The sequence below is a fragment of the Aeromonas sp. TECH754 genome (assembly GCF_056279295.1).
Genome location: NZ_JBWBRA010000001.1, coordinates 4307202 through 4325000 on the forward strand (window position 1 = coordinate 4307202; position 17799 = coordinate 4325000).

The 17799-nt window shown below is 60.7% G+C and carries 16 protein-coding genes (1 of these 16 cut by a window edge); 8 read left to right on the forward strand and 8 right to left on the reverse strand.

The features are described 5' to 3' along the window. Positions 1–88: 88 nt before the first annotated feature. Positions 89–301, reverse strand: a complete 213-nt coding sequence (gene cspE / locus ACZ9IL_RS19720) for a transcription antiterminator/RNA stability regulator CspE (RefSeq protein WP_025328559.1) — start codon at positions 299–301, stop codon at positions 89–91. A gap of 391 nt (positions 302–692) precedes the next feature. Then, on the reverse strand, positions 693–977 hold the full coding sequence (gene yjbD / locus ACZ9IL_RS19725) for a DUF3811 domain-containing protein (protein WP_476004973.1): 285 nt from the start codon (positions 975–977) through the stop codon (positions 693–695). Positions 978–1488: 511 nt separating this feature from the next. Between yjbD and ACZ9IL_RS19730 the strand changes: the two genes are divergently transcribed. Next, positions 1489–1611 carry a hypothetical protein gene (locus tag ACZ9IL_RS19730; protein ID WP_100860060.1) on the forward strand — a complete coding sequence of 41 codons (123 nt, stop codon included), beginning with the start codon at positions 1489–1491 and terminating at the stop codon, positions 1609–1611. A 47-nt stretch (positions 1612–1658) separates the two neighbouring features. Here the strand turns inward: ACZ9IL_RS19730 and ACZ9IL_RS19735 are convergent, their stop codons facing one another. Next, positions 1659–2429 carry a substrate-binding periplasmic protein gene (locus ACZ9IL_RS19735; protein WP_476004974.1) on the reverse strand — a complete coding sequence of 257 codons (771 nt, stop codon included), beginning with the start codon at positions 2427–2429 and terminating at the stop codon, positions 1659–1661. Positions 2430–2598: 169 nt separating this feature from the next. Then, positions 2599–3180 carry a single-stranded DNA-binding protein gene (locus ACZ9IL_RS19740; RefSeq protein WP_033129776.1) on the reverse strand — a complete coding sequence of 194 codons (582 nt, stop codon included), beginning with the start codon at positions 3178–3180 and terminating at the stop codon, positions 2599–2601. A gap of 514 nt (positions 3181–3694) precedes the next feature. Here ACZ9IL_RS19740 and ACZ9IL_RS19745 point away from each other — a divergent pair. The 5 genes from ACZ9IL_RS19745 to ACZ9IL_RS19765 all read left to right on the forward strand — a co-directional run bounded on the left by ACZ9IL_RS19745 (position 3695) and on the right by ACZ9IL_RS19765 (position 12180). Continuing rightward, positions 3695–4333 carry a LuxR C-terminal-related transcriptional regulator gene (locus ACZ9IL_RS19745; protein ID WP_476005385.1) on the forward strand — a complete coding sequence of 213 codons (639 nt, stop codon included), beginning with the start codon at positions 3695–3697 and terminating at the stop codon, positions 4331–4333. Positions 4334–4428: 95 nt separating this feature from the next. Next, complete coding sequence (gene uvrA / locus ACZ9IL_RS19750; RefSeq protein WP_476004975.1) at positions 4429–7257, forward strand: excinuclease ABC subunit UvrA; 2829 nt, start codon at positions 4429–4431, stop codon at positions 7255–7257. A gap of 645 nt (positions 7258–7902) precedes the next feature. Then, entirely contained in the window at positions 7903–8514 is a 612-nt protein-coding gene (locus tag ACZ9IL_RS19755) for an OmpW family outer membrane protein (RefSeq protein WP_476004976.1), read from the forward strand. Between the two features lie 205 nt (positions 8515–8719). Beyond that, on the forward strand, positions 8720–10699 hold the full coding sequence (locus ACZ9IL_RS19760) for a methyl-accepting chemotaxis protein (RefSeq protein ID WP_476004977.1): 1980 nt from the start codon (positions 8720–8722) through the stop codon (positions 10697–10699). Between the two features lie 8 nt (positions 10700–10707). Continuing rightward, the gene (locus tag ACZ9IL_RS19765) at positions 10708–12180 is read left to right on the forward strand and encodes an ABC transporter substrate-binding protein (protein ID WP_476004978.1); all 1473 of its coding nucleotides are present in this window, start codon (positions 10708–10710) and stop codon (positions 12178–12180) included. A 57-nt stretch (positions 12181–12237) separates the two neighbouring features. On the opposite strand, the gene ACZ9IL_RS19770 is transcribed toward ACZ9IL_RS19765, so the two are convergent. After that, positions 12238–13029 (reverse strand): GNAT family N-acetyltransferase, encoded by a 792-nt coding sequence (locus ACZ9IL_RS19770; RefSeq protein WP_476004979.1) that lies wholly within the window; start codon positions 13027–13029, stop codon positions 12238–12240. 329 nt (positions 13030–13358) lie between these two features. Here ACZ9IL_RS19770 and metF point away from each other — a divergent pair, with 329 nt between their 5' ends. After that, complete coding sequence (gene metF, locus ACZ9IL_RS19775) at positions 13359–14255, forward strand: methylenetetrahydrofolate reductase (protein WP_476004980.1); 897 nt, start codon at positions 13359–13361, stop codon at positions 14253–14255. A gap of 68 nt (positions 14256–14323) precedes the next feature. On the opposite strand, the gene ACZ9IL_RS19780 is transcribed toward metF, so the two are convergent. Both ACZ9IL_RS19780 and ACZ9IL_RS19785 read right to left on the reverse strand, forming a co-directional pair. Then, positions 14324–15385 carry a DUF3103 family protein gene (locus ACZ9IL_RS19780; RefSeq protein ID WP_476004981.1) on the reverse strand — a complete coding sequence of 354 codons (1062 nt, stop codon included), beginning with the start codon at positions 15383–15385 and terminating at the stop codon, positions 14324–14326. A gap of 146 nt (positions 15386–15531) precedes the next feature. Then, complete coding sequence (locus ACZ9IL_RS19785; protein WP_476004982.1) at positions 15532–16683, reverse strand: benzoate/H(+) symporter BenE family transporter; 1152 nt, start codon at positions 16681–16683, stop codon at positions 15532–15534. A gap of 116 nt (positions 16684–16799) precedes the next feature. On the opposite strand from ACZ9IL_RS19785, the gene ACZ9IL_RS19790 reads away from it, so the two are divergent. Next, positions 16800–17372 carry a helix-turn-helix domain-containing protein gene (locus ACZ9IL_RS19790; protein WP_476004983.1) on the forward strand — a complete coding sequence of 191 codons (573 nt, stop codon included), beginning with the start codon at positions 16800–16802 and terminating at the stop codon, positions 17370–17372. Here ACZ9IL_RS19790 and ACZ9IL_RS19795 read toward each other — a convergent pair whose 3' ends face one another. Next, positions 17373–17799: the final stretch of an NnrS family protein gene (locus ACZ9IL_RS19795; protein WP_476004984.1), read on the reverse strand. Its footprint extends 770 nt past the window's final position; the window shows 427 of its 1197 coding nt (coding positions 771–1197); the start codon falls outside the window, past its right edge; the stop codon is at positions 17373–17375.

Consider the following 17799-nt stretch of genomic DNA (forward strand, 5'->3'; position numbering starts at 1 on the left):
AATCAGACAACAAAAAACCCGCCTAGGCGGGTTTTTTCAATTCTTGCAGAAGGTCTTTCCGATAAACGGGAAGGCTTCCTGGCTTGAATTACAGACCAACTACGTTGGCAGCAGCCGGGCCTTTCTGGCCTTGCTCGATGGTGAACTCAACGCGCTGACCTTCGTCCAGAGTTTTGAAGCTGGTGGACTGGATAGCGGAGAAGTGTACGAACACGTCTTTGCCACCGTCAGCAGGGGAGATGAAGCCGAAACCTTTCTCAGCGTTGAAGAACTTTACGGTACCAGTCATTTTGTTAGACATAATAATTTCCTTAATAGTGATATTGAAACGCCACGGTTGCGGCAATCCATGATTTTTCGTCAGCAATACGTATGAGGAGCACTAAAGAAGGAAATTATCTGGCAAGAATCATCTAGGACAACTCTACGCACAAATCACTGCTTTAAAATGACTGCCTAACATAATCAGGTCTGAACTACCGAACCATCGAGACTGATTAAAACACGCTCCCCTCGTCATGGCAATCTTTATCTTGGTGTTAATTACCTTCACACATAGGGTTTGCAGCTGTTTATTTTTTAAAAACTGTTCTGTACCAGAGAGTTATAGATGTATTCAGAGGGAGGGTAGCGAGGATGATCTGCCCATGTCCGGACGGCAAGGTTAGCGTCCTGACACGGGCATGCAGAGGCTAGCGCTTGCTGCGGTACTTGTTGCTGACGGAGTCGGCCCAGCTGAAGGTATCGGGCAATACCTGATTCTTGGCTCGTTCCTTGGCCTTTTCTCGGGCCAGTGCGGAGGCCACTTTGGCGACCTTTGCCCGATCCGCCGCGATTTTCAGACGCCCCTCTTCACGGATCTTGTTGCGTTCCCCGTTGGTCAGGGTGTGGTCGGCATTGGCCTGTGCCTTCTGCAGCAACAAGGTGATCTCGGTTTTCTCTGCCTCGGTGAGGTCTTTCATTTCCAGCTTCTTCATGGCGCACTCCTGCGGCAGGTGATGGTCCACCCTAGCACACTCCAGGGACATGCCCTTATGCAATCGTCGCCTCGCGCTTAAAAGTGCAGGTTGAGTGCCATTTCCTGACTGTTTTCACCCTGTTTCAGGCAACATCCGGTGGCTTGCGATCCATGGACGTCGCATTTCGAGCATGGGGAGGTAAGGGCATTTGGGGGAGATCAGGAGAGGGAGGTCGTGCCCAGTCGCCACTCTTGGCAGAACGGTGGGGTGGGGCGTTTGGTGTTATCCAAGATTGGACTCGATGGGCTATTGCAGGAGATTTTCCCGATGCTCGCGCCATGCGCTCGATGCGGCTTCTGGCCGCAGATCTGCGGTTATCCGGTGAGGCTGGATCCCAGTGGGAGATTGGGGGTATGCTGGTGTCAGTGCGATCCTCGGTCGTCACTGCTAGCGTACTGTGATCTATGATTTGGCTGACATGCTGGAATCTCGGTTCCAACTGTCCGGGTAACATTTTTGGAGTCTGATGATGAGCAACAAAGAACAGCATCACGGCAAAGATGCCAAGAAAAAACCGCAGATGTCACTGAAAGAGAAGCGCGATGCCAAACGGCAGAAAGCCGACCTGAAAAATGGCAGCGCGATAAAGTAACGCTCCCTCTGCTGCAGTTCCTTCGGAGCCAGTATCAAGCCAGCCTGTCATGGGCTGGCTTTTATGTTTTCGGTGGATGAGCTCGTGCCGTAGGCGGCAAAGATCCGCTCATAGCGCCCATCTTTCTTCATCCTGGTCAGCTCGCGATCGAACCACAGTTGCTGCGCCGCCTGACGAAAGGCGAAGTGGTAGTGGGTGGGAGCGAACAGCCCGAATTGCCTCACCAGGTTGGGGTTATAGCGGCCGGAGTAGGGTTCACTGCCACTCAGTTGCGCAAGATAGTAGTAGAACACCCTCTGCTCCAGGATCACGGCATCCGTGCGCCCCAGCAGCAATCGCTGTACCTGCCCTTCTTGTCTGGCAACCTCCTCATAGCGAGGATTCTGATCGATCACGCGAGCGAAATCCGCTCCCAGGATCTGCCGCGCCCGCTGGAAGGCGCTGACACGCAGCTCTGTCAGATCCTCCAGCCTGTGGACCTGATTCTTGTCGAGGGTAAAGACCCGGTTGTGGAAGGTGATCACCGGTTGTGACAGATAGGCCTTGCCCTGCATGCGGGGCTTCACGTTGATGATAGCGTCCAGCTTGCCGCTCTCCAGCATGCGGAAGGTGCGCTCCAACGGCAGGTATTCGAACTGGATCTGGTAACCACTGCCGGCAAAGGCCTCCGTCAGCAGATCGAGTTCGATGCCGCGGCCTTCGTGTTTTATCACGTAAGGGGGGATGGCGAAGCTGACACCGACCCGCAGTGGCTCGGCGACAAGGGGGCCGATATGCAGCAACAGCATGATGCTCAGCAGACGGATAAGGGGCCCCATGCATCTCCTCGGACGGATGACTCGCCATGATGATAACCACAACGGCAGGCGGGAGAGACGAGACGGGCTGGATAGTCGCAATAACATGATGGGGGGCGGCTGGCTGCGTCAGAAGTAGGCAAAAAAAGGCCCTGAACAGTCAGGGCCTGGCAGTGATTTACGTCGGATCCTAGAACGGAATGTCGTCGTCGAAATCCATCGGTGGCTCGTTGTAAACCGGCGGCGCGGACTGAGGTTGCTGCTGTTGCTGAGGACGGCTGTAACCACCCTGTTGTTGCATGTTCTGCTGCGGTGCGGCGGCGGGGCGCTGCATGTTTTGCTGTGGTGCTGCCTGTTGTGGCTGACCCCAGTTGCCCTGGGACTGCTGGCCACCCATGCCCTGACCTGCGCCACCTTGCGGACGACCACCCAGCATCTGCATCACGCCGGTGAAGCTGTCGACCAGCACTTCGGTGGTGTAACGCTCCTGACCACCCTGATCCTGCCATTTGCGGGTCTGCAGCTTGCCTTCGACATAGACCTGGGAGCCCTTCTTGAGATACTCGCCGGCGACTTCGGCCAGTTTACCCATGAACACTACACGGTGCCATTCGGTGCGCTCTTTCTGCTCACCGGTCTGTTTGTCGCGCCAGGATTCGGAAGTGGCCAGGGTGATGTTAGTCACGGCACCGCCGCTCGGCATGTAGCGCACTTCCGGGTCTTGCCCCAGGTTACCGATCAGAATGACTTTATTGATGCCTCGACTGGCCATAATCTCTCTTCCACCTTATATACCGGCCAGGCCTGATGCCCGGACCATTCAATATTTCGTTTATTGTCGGTGAGTTGCGCCCATTGTGGTGAATCGCATCCTCACTCCTGTCGTGACGGTGTCCTCTGCAATCAGAGCAATGACCGACCGCCCGTCGCAGCGTTTGCCCGCAATAGTAACAGTTGGCGAGCACGATGGCACACCTTCCCTGTCCGGGGGGCGTCGATCAATCGCTGGATTCCTGAGTAACTTACCCGAGGTGTGGGGCCGCCAGCAAGGGAGCTGCACCACGGAGTGCTGCGCCAAGGCGGGAGTGCTGTTAAGGTGTGGGTTGGCACTAGCAGTCCCCCCATATGGGGAGGGTGTGCTAGTCATTTGTATTGGTTGATAAATTACCGAGCTTCAAAGGGGTCGCTACGGCGTCTAATACTTTTTTAATGCTGCAGCCGGGAGGGGGATTGGTACTCTTTCTTGCCGAAAAGCTCTGACCCGAATGTGCAAGGAAGTTTTCTTGATGACGCCCGAATATCCCCTAGTGCTGATCACCGAACATAATGCACAAGCCGTCAGTTTCCAGCGTCATCTCGGCGAGCAGCTTGGTTTGTCTATCCTGCTGGTCGGAGCGCTGGATGCGCTGCCAGAACCGTCGGAGGCTGACAGCCAGCCGCTGTTTCTGATCGATCTGGATTACCTCAAGTCGGCGCAACAAGCGGACTGGAGCAAGGCTATCTGCGGCCGCTTCGGGGAGGCCAGCGCGGTGCTGCTCAATGCCCCGACCAGCCCGGATCGGGAACTGCTGTTGATGTGGCCCCACACCAGCGGGCTCTTCTTCCGCCAGGACAGTCTGGATCGACTGGTGATCGGCATCCGCAAGGTGTTGCAGGGGGAGTACTGGATCCCGCGTCACCTGCTGTGCGACCTGGTGGATTACTACCGCAAGGGGAGCGGGCAGCCGCTGCGCAATCAGACGCTGTTGACGGCCCGCGAGCAGGAAATCGTCCGCCACCTGATGACGGGGGCCTCCAACACCGAGATCGCCGACAACCTGTTCGTGAGCGAGCACACCATCAAGTCCCACCTCTATAACGTCTTCAAGAAGCTGAACGTCAAGAACCGTTTGCAGGCGGTGAGCTGGGCCAAGGAATATCTCTGATCCCGGGAGGGATGATGGATAAAACCTGTCTATTCATCCAGTAGTCTCTATGCCATACTGATTCGCTCTGATGTGTGTATCGAGCGTGCAAAAAGATGGAAAAGATCGTGATCCGGGGTGCCCGCACCCACAATCTCAAGAACATCAACCTGATCCTGCCCCGCGACAAGTTGATCGTGGTCACCGGTCTGTCCGGCTCCGGCAAGTCTTCCCTGGCGTTCGATACCCTCTATGCCGAGGGGCAGCGCCGCTACGTGGAGTCCCTCTCCGCCTATGCCCGCCAGTTCCTCTCCCTGATGGAGAAGCCGGACGTGGATCATATCGAGGGGTTGTCGCCAGCCATCTCCATCGAGCAGAAGTCCACTTCCCACAACCCGCGCTCGACCGTGGGTACCATCACCGAGATCTACGACTACCTGCGGCTGCTGTTCGCCCGGGTCGGTGAGCCTCGCTGCCCGACCCACGCCATCCCGCTCGCCGCCCAGACCATCAGCCAGATGGTGGATCTGGTGCTGGCCCAGCCCGAGGGCAGCAAGCTGATGCTGCTGGCTCCGGTGGTGCGCGATCGCAAGGGCGAGCACACCAAGTTGCTGGAGAATCTGGCGGCCCAGGGTTATATCCGCGCCCGCATCGACGGTGAGGTGTGCGATCTCTCCGATCCTCCCCCCCTTGAGCTGCACAAGAAGCACACCATCGAGGTGGTGGTGGACCGCTTCAAGGTGCGCGCCGATCTGGCCCTGCGCCTTGCCGAGTCGTTCGAGACGGCGCTGACCCTCTCCGGCGGCATCGTGCTGGTGGCGCCCATGGACGGGGAGGAGGGGGCCCCGCCCATGATCTTCTCCGCCAACTTCGCCTGCCCGGAGTGCGGTTACTCCATGTCTGAGCTGGAGCCGCGGATCTTCTCCTTCAACAACCCGGCCGGTGCCTGTCCGACTTGTGACGGCCTCGGGGTGCAGCAATACTTCGATCCCGCCAAGCTTATCCACGATCCGAGCCAGAGCCTGTCGGGTGGCGCCATCCGAGGCTGGGATAAGCGCAGCTTCTATTACTTCCAGATGCTCAAATCCCTCGCCGAGCACTACAAGTTCGATCTGGATAGCCCCTGGGAGGAGCTGCCGGCCAAGACCCAGGAGGTGATCCTGCGTGGCTCTGGTCGCACCGAGATCGAGTTCCGCTACATGAACGATCGCGGCGATGTGGTGGTGCGCAAGCACCCGTTCGAGGGGATCCTGCACAACATGGAGCGCCGCTACCGGGAGACCGAATCCAACTCGGTGCGCGAAGAACTTTCCAAATACATCGCCAACAAATCGTGCACCAGTTGCGGTGGCAGCCGACTGCGGGAGGAAGCGCGCCACGTGTTCGTGGATAACCGCAACCTGCCCGCCATCGCCGAGCAATCCATCGGCGACGCACTGGCGTTCTTCGCCGGGATCGAGCTGACCGGCCAGCGTGCCCAGATCGCCGAGAAGATCCTGAAAGAGATAGTCGAGCGCCTCGGCTTCCTGGTGAATGTCGGCCTCAACTACCTGAGCCTGTCCCGCAGCGCCGAGACCCTGTCCGGTGGTGAGGCGCAGCGTATCCGGCTGGCGAGCCAGATCGGCGCCGGCTTGGTGGGGGTCATGTATGTATTGGACGAGCCCTCCATCGGTCTGCATCAGCGCGACAACGAGCGCCTGCTCAAGACCCTTACCCACCTGCGCGATCTCGGCAACACCGTGATAGTGGTGGAGCACGACGAGGACGCCATCCGGCTCGCCGACCATGTGCTCGACATCGGCCCCGGCGCCGGGGTGCACGGTGGCGCCATCGTCGCGCAGGGCACGCCGGAGGAGATCATCGCCAACCCCGCCTCGCTGACCGGTGATTACCTCTCCGGCCGCAAGCAGATCGCCATCCCTGCCGAACGCACGCCGCTCACCGGCAAGTGGTTGAAATTGAAGGGGGCGAGCGGCAACAACCTGCGCAACGTCAACCTGGACCTGCCCATAGGGGTGATGACCTGCGTCACTGGGGTGTCCGGTTCCGGCAAGTCGACCCTGATCAACGACACCCTGTTCCGCATCGCTCACCGCGAGCTGAACAAGGCGACCGAGTCGACCCCGGCGCCCTATCGCAGCGTCGAGGGACTGGAGCATCTGGACAAGGTGGTGGACATCGACCAGAGCCCCATCGGCCGTACCCCGAGATCCAACCCGGCGACTTACACCGGCCTGTTCACCCCGATCCGCGAGCTGTTGTCAGGCACCCAGGAGGCGCGCTCCCGCGGTTACCTGCCGGGCCGCTTCTCCTTCAACGTGAAGGGCGGGCGCTGCGAGGCCTGTCAGGGGGACGGGGTCATCAAGGTGGAGATGCACTTCCTGCCGGATGTCTACGTGCCGTGCGACGTCTGCAAGGGCAAGCGCTACAACCGCGAGACCCTGGAGGTGAAGTACAAGAGCAAGAACATCCACGAGATCCTGGAGATGACGGTAGAGGATGCCCGCGAGTTCTTCGATCCGGTGCCGGCGGTGGCGCGCAAACTGCAGACCCTGATGGACGTCGGCCTCTCCTACATCCGGCTCGGCCAGTCCGCCACCACCCTGTCCGGCGGCGAGGCACAGCGGGTCAAGCTGGCGCGGGAGCTCTCCAAGCGCGACACCGGCCAGACCCTCTACATCCTGGATGAGCCGACCACAGGGCTGCACTTCCACGACATCCAGCAACTGCTCAAGGTGCTGCATCAGTTGCGGGACAGAGGCAACACCATCGTCATCATCGAGCACAACCTCGATGTCATTAAAACCGCCGACTGGATCGTCGATCTCGGCCCGGAAGGGGGCGCCGGTGGCGGCCGTATCCTGGTGACCGGCACGCCGGAGGAGATGGTCCGCTGCAAGGAATCCCACACGGCGCGCTTCCTGGCACCGCTGCTGGGAAAGTAAGCCGAGATTGAGCAAGCAAGGGGCCACGGGCCCCTTTTTTGTTGGGGGAAGGGAACCTGGCTCCCTTCAGCAGCGGCCTCCCGTTCTTGCAGGCAAGTGGCGCACTGTCGGCAGGCCGAGTGGCTGGCGGGTGATGCCAGCCTGGTCATACCGGCAGGTTATGGCTCTGACAGGGATTGGGTCGGGCAGGGGAATTAGTGGGTCAGCATCAAGAAAGCGAGGGCGAAAACAAAGCCCAGCAAGATAAACAGGAAGGAGCCTATGCCCCAGATGGCGGCCAGGATACCGATGACTTTGTCTCTTCGCGTTTGTGGTTTCATAAAGATTAAATTACAGCCCGGCTACATTGCTTTAATAAAATACGCGGTTAGCGCTGGTTAAACAACTGCCAGGGGGGATTTTCATGAGCTTAAAGGTGTATTTCGTTTGCATTTAAATGCGCTTTTCATTCTGCAGTTTAAACTTAACTATTTGTTTTTATTGGAACAAAAAATCAATTGTTGGTCATTGTGCCGCCAATTAAAGCTATTGCACACATCCATCTATTTCTTGATAACTATTGAGCCAAATCAATAACCGTTCATTCACATCCTTTTATAGTTTTCGGGCTTACAACATAGAAAGAAAACAAAAAGGAAATACGTGATGAAAAAGATCCTTCCTCTGTTAGTCGCAGCCGCTTTTGCGTCCCCTGTCGCCATGGCTCACCAGGCCGGCGATATCTTGGTCCGTGGTGGCCTGGCCTTCGTCTCCCCCCAGACCAGCAGTGACGACGTGCTGGGCACCGGCGAGCTGGACATCGACAGCAACATGCAGCTGGGGCTGACCCTCTCCTACATGATCACCGACAACTGGGGGGTAGAGCTGCTGGCCGCCACGCCATTCTCCCACTCGGTATCGACCCCGGGACTGGGGGAGGTGGCCAAGGTCAAGCACCTGCCACCGACCCTGATGGCCCAGTACTACTTCGGGGATGCCAACAGCAAGGTGCGTCCTTACGTCGGCGCCGGCATCAACTACACGGTGTTCTTCGATGAAGAGGGGCGCGGCGCGCTGGCGGGGACGGATGTCAACGTCGACTCCTCCTGGGGGCTGGCGGGTCAGGTGGGGCTGGACATGGCGATCAACGACCGCTGGTTCGTCAACGCCTCCGCCTGGATCATGGACATCGATACCGAGGTACACACCGCGGTGGGTACCATCAATACCTCCATCGATCCGGTCGCCTTCATGGTCGGTGTCGGCTACCGCTTCTGATGAGTTGACGAGGTCGGCCGTCCCAAGGCCGATATCAACAAGCACGTTTCTTTGGCCCGGCTCTGTCCGGGCCCTTTTCTGTCCGAAACCGGGCATTATTCGTGAGCTCATCCGTTATCAGCCCCACTTGCTACTCTCCCATCGCTTCCCCCTGCCGATAGTCTCTGCGTCCACGTCATTTTTCCCAACGAGTGAGGATGTCTCTATGGGTTTATCTATCGTGCAGCGGATCATCGCCGGATTTGTGCTGATGCTGTTGCTGCTGGTCCTGCTTGGCTTCATCAGTATCTTGAAGATCCGGGGCATCAACGAGGGGTTGTCCCAGGTATCAGATCGTGCCACCCCTCTGGTGATCGCCGTCGCCGGCCTCAAGGGCGCGTTGCAGGACAGCAACCGCTGGGTGCTGACCTACAGGACCAGCGAGGAGGCGGCCCAGTTGCCGCAACTGGCCAGCCAGTTCAAGGCTCAGCAGGCGCACTTCGCCACCCTGAGCAAGGAGATGGAGAGGTTCACCGGCGTGGCGGAGGCCAACGCGCGCTTCCGCCAGGTGGATGCCGCCACCCAGGGTTTCTACGGCCTGGCGGATCAGGTACTGGCCCGGCATGGCCAGTGGATAGCGGCGCTGGATCGCCGTCATCAGCTGGAACTTGCCTTCATCCGGCTGGAAGACACCTACCAGTGGGCGGCGGATCTGCTGCTGCAGCAGGCGTCTGCCAAGCGATCCATGCGCAACAAGGCCGAGCTCATCACCTCCGGCATCGCCCGGGATCTGAAGAACATTCGCCGGGCCGATAGCGGCACCGACCTCAACGAGCTGGAGCGGGTGCTGGGCAAGGATATCGAGATGGCTCGCAAGCGGCTCGAGCGAGTGCTGGTCCCCGACGATGTGCGGCAGCGCTTCATCGTCAATCTGGATCGGATGCAGGAGCTGGCGCTCGGCCCGCAGGGGCTGCTGGCCACCATGCGCCAGGCCCAGCAACTCGCCGCCTCCTTGCAGAGCCTGAACCAGCAGCTCGACGCCAGCCTGGCCAACAGCCTGGCGCTGCTCGACGAGATGGGCAAGTCGGCGGGCAGCATCGCCAGCCAGAGCCGGCTCAGTGCGGATGATGCGGTCAGCAGCGCCAGTTTCTGGATCCTGCTGGTGGCGGCCATCTCGGCTGCCGCCGCGCTCATCATCGGCTACACCACGGCGCGCAGTATCCAGCGTCCGCTGCAGCTGATCGACAGGGAACTGGATCGCATGGCGACCGGTGACATGACGCGGCGCATCGACTACCAGAGCCGTTGTGAATTCGGCAGTCTGACCCGCTCCATCAATACCCTGGCGGACAAGACCGGGGAGCTGCTCTCCCAGATCAATGCCGGCTCCCGCCATCTGGTGGACGAGGCGAGCCGCGCCGCCGAGATAAGCGAGCGGGCCATGTCCAGGGTGCAGGATCAGAAGAGCCAGACCGATCAGGTCGCCGCCGCCATCACCGAGCTGGAGGTGAGCGCCACCGAGGTGGCTCGTTCCACCGACGGTACCAAACGGGAGGTGGATCTGGCCGACGAGGAGGCTCGTGCCGGTCGCAAGCAAGTGGCGACGACCCGCCAGATCACCGAACAACTGGCGGGCGCCATGGCCGAGGCGGTCGGCATCACTCACCAGCTGGGGGAATTCAGCAACAACATCGGCAGCATCCTGGACGTGATCCGCAGCATTGCCGAGCAGACCAACCTGCTGGCGCTCAACGCGGCCATCGAGGCGGCCCGGGCCGGTGATGCCGGTCGCGGCTTTGCCGTGGTGGCGGATGAGGTGCGGGCACTGGCGAACCGGACCCAGACCTCGACCGAGGAGATCCAGGCGATGATCGAGAACCTGCAGAGCTCGAGCCGGCAGGTGATGGAGGTGATGGGCCGCAGCCAGGAGCAGACCCACCACTGCGTGGCGCAGACTCGCGAGATGGACCTGGCGCTGGAGTCCATCGCCGAGCGGATGAGCGCCATCAAGTCGATGGCGGATCAGGTGGCCCATGCGGCCCAGGAGCAGATCTCGGTCAGCCAGGGGGTCGCCCGCCACATCGCCGGGATCGCCGACGTGGCATACGAGACCGAACGGGAGGCACGGGAATCGGCCAGCAGCAGTGAAGTGCTGGCGGATCTGGTGGCTAAACAGCAGCAATTGATCGCGCATTTCAAGGTGTAGGAGGGCTTATGACTAACAAGTGGATCGGGGCCCTGAGTCTCCTGTTGTGTGGCCAGCTGATGGCCAGTGAATTGGTGATCGAGAGCTGGCGCATCGATGACAAGGCTCTGTGGGAGCAGAAGATCATCCCCGCCTTCGAGGCGGCCCATCCGGGTGTGACGGTGAAGTTCAGCGGGGTGCAGAACGTCGACTACATACCGACGCTCTGGGCCAGTCTGAAGGCGGGCAAGGCGGGGGATCTCATCACCTGTCGTCCGTTCGACGACTCCCTGGCCCTGTTCAAGGCGGGTCATCTGGCGGAGCTGAGCGAGATGGCCGGGATGGAGAACTTCCCGAGCTTCGCCCAGTCCCCCTGGCAGACGGATTCCGGGGCCCAGACCTTCTGCGTGCCCATGGCCTCCGTCATTCACGGCTTCTTCTATAACAAGCAGATCTTCAGCGAGCTGGGGCTGACAGTGCCACAGACCCGCGACGACTTCTTCGCCGCGCTGGACAAGGTGAAGGCGGATGGTCGCTATGTGCCGCTGGCCATGAGCGGATCCGAGAGTTGGGTGGCATCCGAGCTCGGCTTCCAGAACATAGGTCCGAACTACTGGAAGGGGGAGGATGGCCGGCTGGCGCTGCTGGGTGGCCAGGAGCGGCTCGACAACCCGCAATACGTCAAGGTGTTCGAGGAGCTGGCCCGCTGGCGCTCCTACCTGGGGGAAGGCGGCGAGAGCCGCGACTATGCCAGCACCAATGCGCTGTTCACCGAGGGCAAGGCCGCCTTCTATGCGGCCGGCTCCTGGGAGATTGCCCCCTTCACCGGCAAGGTCGACTTTGGCGTCATGCGCCCGCCAGTGGCGAAGCAGGGTGACGGCTGCTTCTTCACCGATCACACCGACATCGGCATGGGGATGAACCCGGCCAGCAAGAACAAGGAGGCGGCCATGGTCTTCCTGCAGTGGCTGACCACCTCCCAGTTTGCCGAGCTCTACACCAACTCGCTGCCCGGCTTCTTCTCCCTCTCCAACCACTTCTTCGAGGTCACCAACCCGGCTGCGAAGGAGATGATGGAGTGGCGGGATCAGTGTGACTCCACCATCCGGGTCGCCACCCAGATCCTCTCCCGCGGCACGCCCAAGCTGGGGGACGAGCTGGCCGAGGTGAGCCAGGCGGTGTTGCTCGGCAAGCTGGCCCCCGTGGCGGCGGCGCAGCAGTTGGAGCAAGGGCTGAAGGGCTGGTATCCCCCTCATCAGGCGGAGCAAGCTCATGTAGAGGATTGTCAGTGTGCGGCCCTGGCCACCCCTGTCGCCGATCCCGCAGTTCCGAGGGATGCCGCCGTGACTGCCCCGTCGGCGGCCGCTGCGACGCTGCCCGCATTGATTCAGGAGACGCCAGCCATGACCCCGATCGCCTCGGCGGCGGTGGCGCCTCTATCGACCCCGTCGGCCGAGGTCGAACAGGCGCTGTCAAACGAGCTGGAAACACCACAGCAGTGATTGGTAGTAGCATAAACAACGGGAGGCATTGCCTCCCGTTTTCATGTCCATCTGTTATTAAGATAAGTGCCAGCGACAAAGACTACCGATGCGTGCCACAGGGGTGAAGCCCAGCGAACGGTAGACACGCTGGGCATGGTAGTGCTCATCGGCCACTATGATGAGGCGCTCGGCCTGCGCCAGTCCCTGGCGGGCAACCTCGCTCAGCAACTGACGGCAGAGCCCGCGGTTGCGCCAGTCTTGACGGGTGCGCACCAGCTGAAAGCGCCCCATGCTGCCGGTGAAGAACAGACCGCAGCTGGCGACCAGCTCACCCTGTTGCCAGATCCCCCACCACTGCCCCAATCCATCGGCAATCATGGCCTGATACAGGCGTCGGCGTGACTGCAGATAGGGCAGGTAGTTTGTTTCCGAATGGTCGAGATCCTGCTCACCCAGTTCCAGCGCCAGCCAGTCATCCCAATCGGCGGTGGTGAAGGCCCGGGCCGGACCGACAGTCGGCCCGGCCGGTGCTTGCCAGCTGCACTCGTCCAGCGCGAGGACCACGCACTCCATGTATTGGTAACCCGATGCCACGAAGCCTGCGACCCGGCTGTTTTGCCCCTCGGCCAGCGGCCACTGGAAGGTGCGATGCCGGATCCTGGGATCCTGGCCGATCAGCTGGTCGAAGCTGGCCTCGAGCCAGCCTTTGTCGCGATCGTGGGGCGGGGTCGGCAGCAGCAGGTAGTTGCCGAAATAGTAATCCGGAGCGCTCGGGGTGGTGACGGCCCAGAACCTTTCATGATCCGTCACCTCGCCCTGATAGCGATCGAACAGTAAATCGGTGGCAAAGCCGGGGTGATCTTCCATGATGGGGTTCCTGCTGATGACTCAATCGATTATCGGCAGGTGGGAGAATAAGTTAAAAAAAGGCCGGGTAAGACCCGGCCAAACAATCACACGCAGATTCAGAACGTCCAGGACGATCCGCCCGCATCATAGCCTGCCTAGGCGCATTTTGGGATGGGGGCCAATCGTTACTTATGCTGAATTGCCAAATAAAAAAACCGGCAAGACAGGATCTGGCGGTAAATCGGTGTTGACTTTGATCGGTTTTCTCATAAAGATAGAAAGACGTTTAGACGTCCAAACATCCGTTTCGACGTAGAGGAACCGGTGGCAGGACAGGGAGATAACAGATGGGATTTCACAGTGCGCGTCAGGTTGAGGCACTCAACCAGAGTCTGGCGGATTTGGGCAACAACATTTCGGTCAGCTTCGAGTTTTTCCCGCCCAACAGCGAAGGGATGGAAAACACCCTGTGGCAATCCATCGAGCGGCTCCAGGTGCTGGAACCCAAGTTCGTTTCCGTCACCTATGGCGCCAACTCCGGCACCCGGGACCGCACTCACAAGGTGATCAAGGACATCAAGGAACGCACCGGCCTCATCGCCGCCCCGCACCTGACCTGCATCGATGCCGGCCGTGACGAGCTGCGCACCATCGCCCGCGATTACTGGAACAGCGGCATCCGTCACATCGTCGCCCTGCGCGGCGATCTGCCCCCCGGTATCGACAAGCCCGACATGTATGCCACCGATCTGGTCGCCCTGCTCAAGTCCGAGGCCGACTTCGACATCTCGGTGGCCGCCTACCCGGAAGGCCACCCCGAGGCGCGCAGCGCGCAGTCTGATCTGCTGAGCCTCAAGCGCAAGATCGATGCCGGTGCCAACCGTGCCATCACCCAGTTCTTCTTCGACGTGGAGACCTACCTGCGCTTTCGGGATCGCTGCGCCGCCATCGGCATCGATGCCGAAATCGTGCCGGGCATACTGCCGGTCTCCAACTACCAGACCCTGGCCAAGTTTGCCGGCTTCACCAACGTGAAGATCCCGCGCTGGATGCATCAGCGTTTCGAGGGGCTGGACAACGATCAGACCACCCGCAACATGGTAGGCGCCAGCATCGCCATCGATCAGGTGCGGGTACTGAGCCAGGAAGGGGTGAAGGACTTCCACTTCTATACCCTGAACCGCTCCGAGCTGACCTACGCCATCTGCCACACCCTGGGTGTGAGACCCAAAAGTCAGGCCTGATCCCATTTGCAGCAGCAACAAAAAAAGCCAATGAGTCACCTCATTGGCTTTTTTGCTATGGCCGGGCGTCAGGGCCGGGTCGGCTGGATCTCCTTGGGCTCCAGCGTGATGACGGCATTGCCGGCGGCACCGGGATACTGTTGATAGCTCTGATCCTGCTCCAGGGTGTAGAAGGTATCCAGGTAGTCGTCGTTGTTGGTCATCCAGGAGTCGGGCAGCGCCTTGACGATGCGACCGCCGAGGTCGAGGAAGGGCAGGGCCTCAGGCACACCGCCGGCGGTGAAGCCGAGTTTGAGCGCCTCGATCAGCAGGGCGCTGAGCTCCTTGTAGTTGACGTTGTCATCCTGCTCCATCATGACCACATCGACGGCGCCCCAGCGGTAGCGATCCCAGTACACCAGGATCTGGTTCGGGCTGTAGTCGGTGTTGTCATAGTCGAGGTAGGGCATGTCGACGATGTCTACTGCCGGCTCGTCCCGGCTGGGATTGACCCCGGCCACCACGGCATAGACCTCGGCGGCGCCGAGCAGCCAGGGCTCCTGATCATCGCTCAGCCGGATCTTCTTCAAGATGCTGGTCTTGAGTGGCGCCGTGCTGTTGGCGGCACGGGGAGCAGACTGCAAGTCCGCCTCGGCCAGCGCCCTGCGCATCACCTTCAGGCCGGCATTCTTGGCCTTGACGGGATCGGCTTCCACCACCAGGACCGGCCGGGCCGGTGGCTGCTTCACATCGAGATAGACGGGATTGCCGGCCGTATCGAAGGCTTCGATGGCGCTCCAGCTCTGTTCATCACCGCTCGGCACATAGGCGATCAGCGGTTCGACGCCCTGCTTCAGTGCGCTCGCCTGTTCTGGGTTGGCCAACCGCAACTGCATCAGTTGTGTGACTTCCCCCGTCAGCCCTTGCCGGTCGATGGCCGCCCGGTCGGCATCGGTGGCCTGCCGCTTCAGCCTGGGGCTGGCCTTCTGCAGCAGATTGGGCAGCGGGCTCTGGTACTGCTGATTGCCGAGCAGGGGCAGCAGGTTCTTCTGTTGCAGCGCGAGCTCGCGCGCCAGTTCCCGATCCGCGTCGGCGGCCTGAGCACTGGTGCCCAGCAGAGCCAGTAATAAAATGACAGCCTGATTCCTCATTCTTGTTCTCCAATGTTGAGTCTGACGAGGCGCATTCTGGGAAGGCGCTGCGCCTCTGGCTCACTAGACGGCAATTGGTTTCAACTGTGAACCATGTTTGCCGAATTATGTGCTGCGTCTCACTGGAGTCTCCCCAAATGGTCAGGTCAGGCGCGCAGCCGGTTGACGCTATATAGCCCTATGCCGACCAGCAGCCCCCAACAGGCGGCGCCGACCCCGAGCAGGCTGATCCCGGACGCCGTGATGATGAAGGTCAGCAAGGCCGCCTCCCGCTCCTCATCCTGCTGCAAGGCCCCATGCAGGCTGCTGCCGATGGTGCTAAGCAGTGCCAGGCCGGCCACGCAGGTGACCAGGGCTGCGGGGAAGGCGCTGAACAGGGCGACCACTGTGGCGCCGAAGCAACCGGTGAGCAGGTAGAAGCAACCGGCCCAGACCGCGGCGGGCCAGCGGCGGTTGGCATCGGGATCCACCTCCTTGCCCATGCAGATGGCGGCCGTGATGGCGGCCAGGTTGAAGGCGTAGCCGCCGAAAGGGGCCAGCAGCAGACCGGTCAGGCCGGTCCAGGTGATGAGGGAAGAGGTGGCAGGTTGATAGCCGTGGGCCCGCAGTATGGTGATGCCGGGCATGTTCTGCGACGTCATGGTGACGATGAACAGCGGCAGGGCTATGCCCAGCAAGGCATCGAAGGAGAATTCGGGCCAGGTCCACACCGGGCTGGAGAGTTGCCAATGAACCGTGCTGAGCTGCAGCTCCCCCCTCAGGATGCAGAGCAGCATGCCGGTGGCGAGCACCAGCACCATGGTATAGCGGGGCCAGAGGTGGCGACCGATCAGAAATGCCAGTAACAGTGCCCCCAGCAGCAGAGGATCCTGCGGCGCGACCCTGAACAGATCCAGTCCGAATCTGAGCAAGACTCCGGCCAGCATGGCTGCGGCCAAGGGCGCGGGAATATGGCGCATCAAGCGATCAAACCAGCCGCTGATGCCGCACAGGGTGATCAGCAGTGAAGAGACGACGAAGGCGCCGATGGCTTCCCCCAGGCTGAAGTTGCCCAGACTGGTGATGAGCAGGGCGGCACCCGGGGTCGACCAGGCGGTCAGCACCGGGATGCGGTAATAGAGGGAGAGGCCGATGCAGCTCACTCCCATGCCGATCCCGAGTGTCCATAGCCAGGAAGAGACTTGGGCTGCATCGGCGCCAGCGGCGGTGGCCGCCTGGATGATCAGCACGACCGAGCTGGTGTAGCCGACGATGACGGCGATCAGACCTGCGACCAGGTGGGGGAGAGCAAAGGGCATGTCACTTCCTTGTTGGATGCTGATAGCTTGTGCGTTATTACGTACAATGTGGCTTTGACTATAACGGTGTGCGCTATAGCGCACAAGGTGGTCAGGCAACATTCAAGGGGGAGAACATGCAGGAGATGAATCGTCATCTGGCTCAGCGGCTGAAGGCATTGCGTGGCGAGATGGGCTGGAGCCTGGATGTGGCCGCCCGCGAGACCGGGGTGAGCAAGGCCATGCTGGGACAGATAGAGCGGGGGGAATCCAGCCCGACGGTGGCGACCCTGTGGAAGATTGCTACCGGTTTTCGGGTCTCCTTCTCCAGCTTCATCGAGCCGACTCCGGCAGTGCAGGGTGAGGCGCTCTATCGCAGCGCCGACGAGATCCGCCAGCAACCGGCGGGAGAGGGCATGCAGGTGGCACCGTTATTTCCCTATGAAAGCCGGTTTGGTTTCGAGCTGTTCGAGCTCACCCTGTTGCCTGGATATCAGCGGGAATCCGAGCCCCACGAGCCGGGGGTCATCGAGCACGTCATTGTCATCAGCGGCGCGATGGAGGTGTTGATAGAAGGAGACTGGCGTTCACTCGGGCAAGGAGAGGCGGTGCGGTTCGCCGCCGACCGTCCCCACGGTTACCGCAATCTGGGGATAGCTCCCGCCGTCTTCCATAACCTGATCCATTATCCCGCGGCGAGTTCCCGCTGATCAGCCTGGGCGCCCATCGGCCCTGGGCTGACTCAGGATGGGGGCATAGATCCAGACAAACAGGCCATAGGCCGCTATCCAGCTCCAGCCACTCAGGTTCCAGCCCAGCAGGGTCAAGGCGGGCCAGAGTTGCGGGATCAACACCCGGATCAGGGCAGACAGTATGACGAGAGCAAATGCCGCCGTGATCCTGCGCCCCACCTGCAGCGCCCTGCCACTGTGGCCGAGCGACACCCGGGCAATCATCCCGAGGATCATGGTGCCTATGCAGCCGGCACTGAGCAGGTGGCTGGCGACCGAGAGCGTGATGGGCAAGCCTGCGGCCTGAGCCGAGAGGGTGAGCAGACCCAGAGGGATGAAGAGATAAGCCAGATGCAGCGACCACAGCAAGGGGTGGGTCAGGGTGGACCGTGGGCGCCAGCGCAGT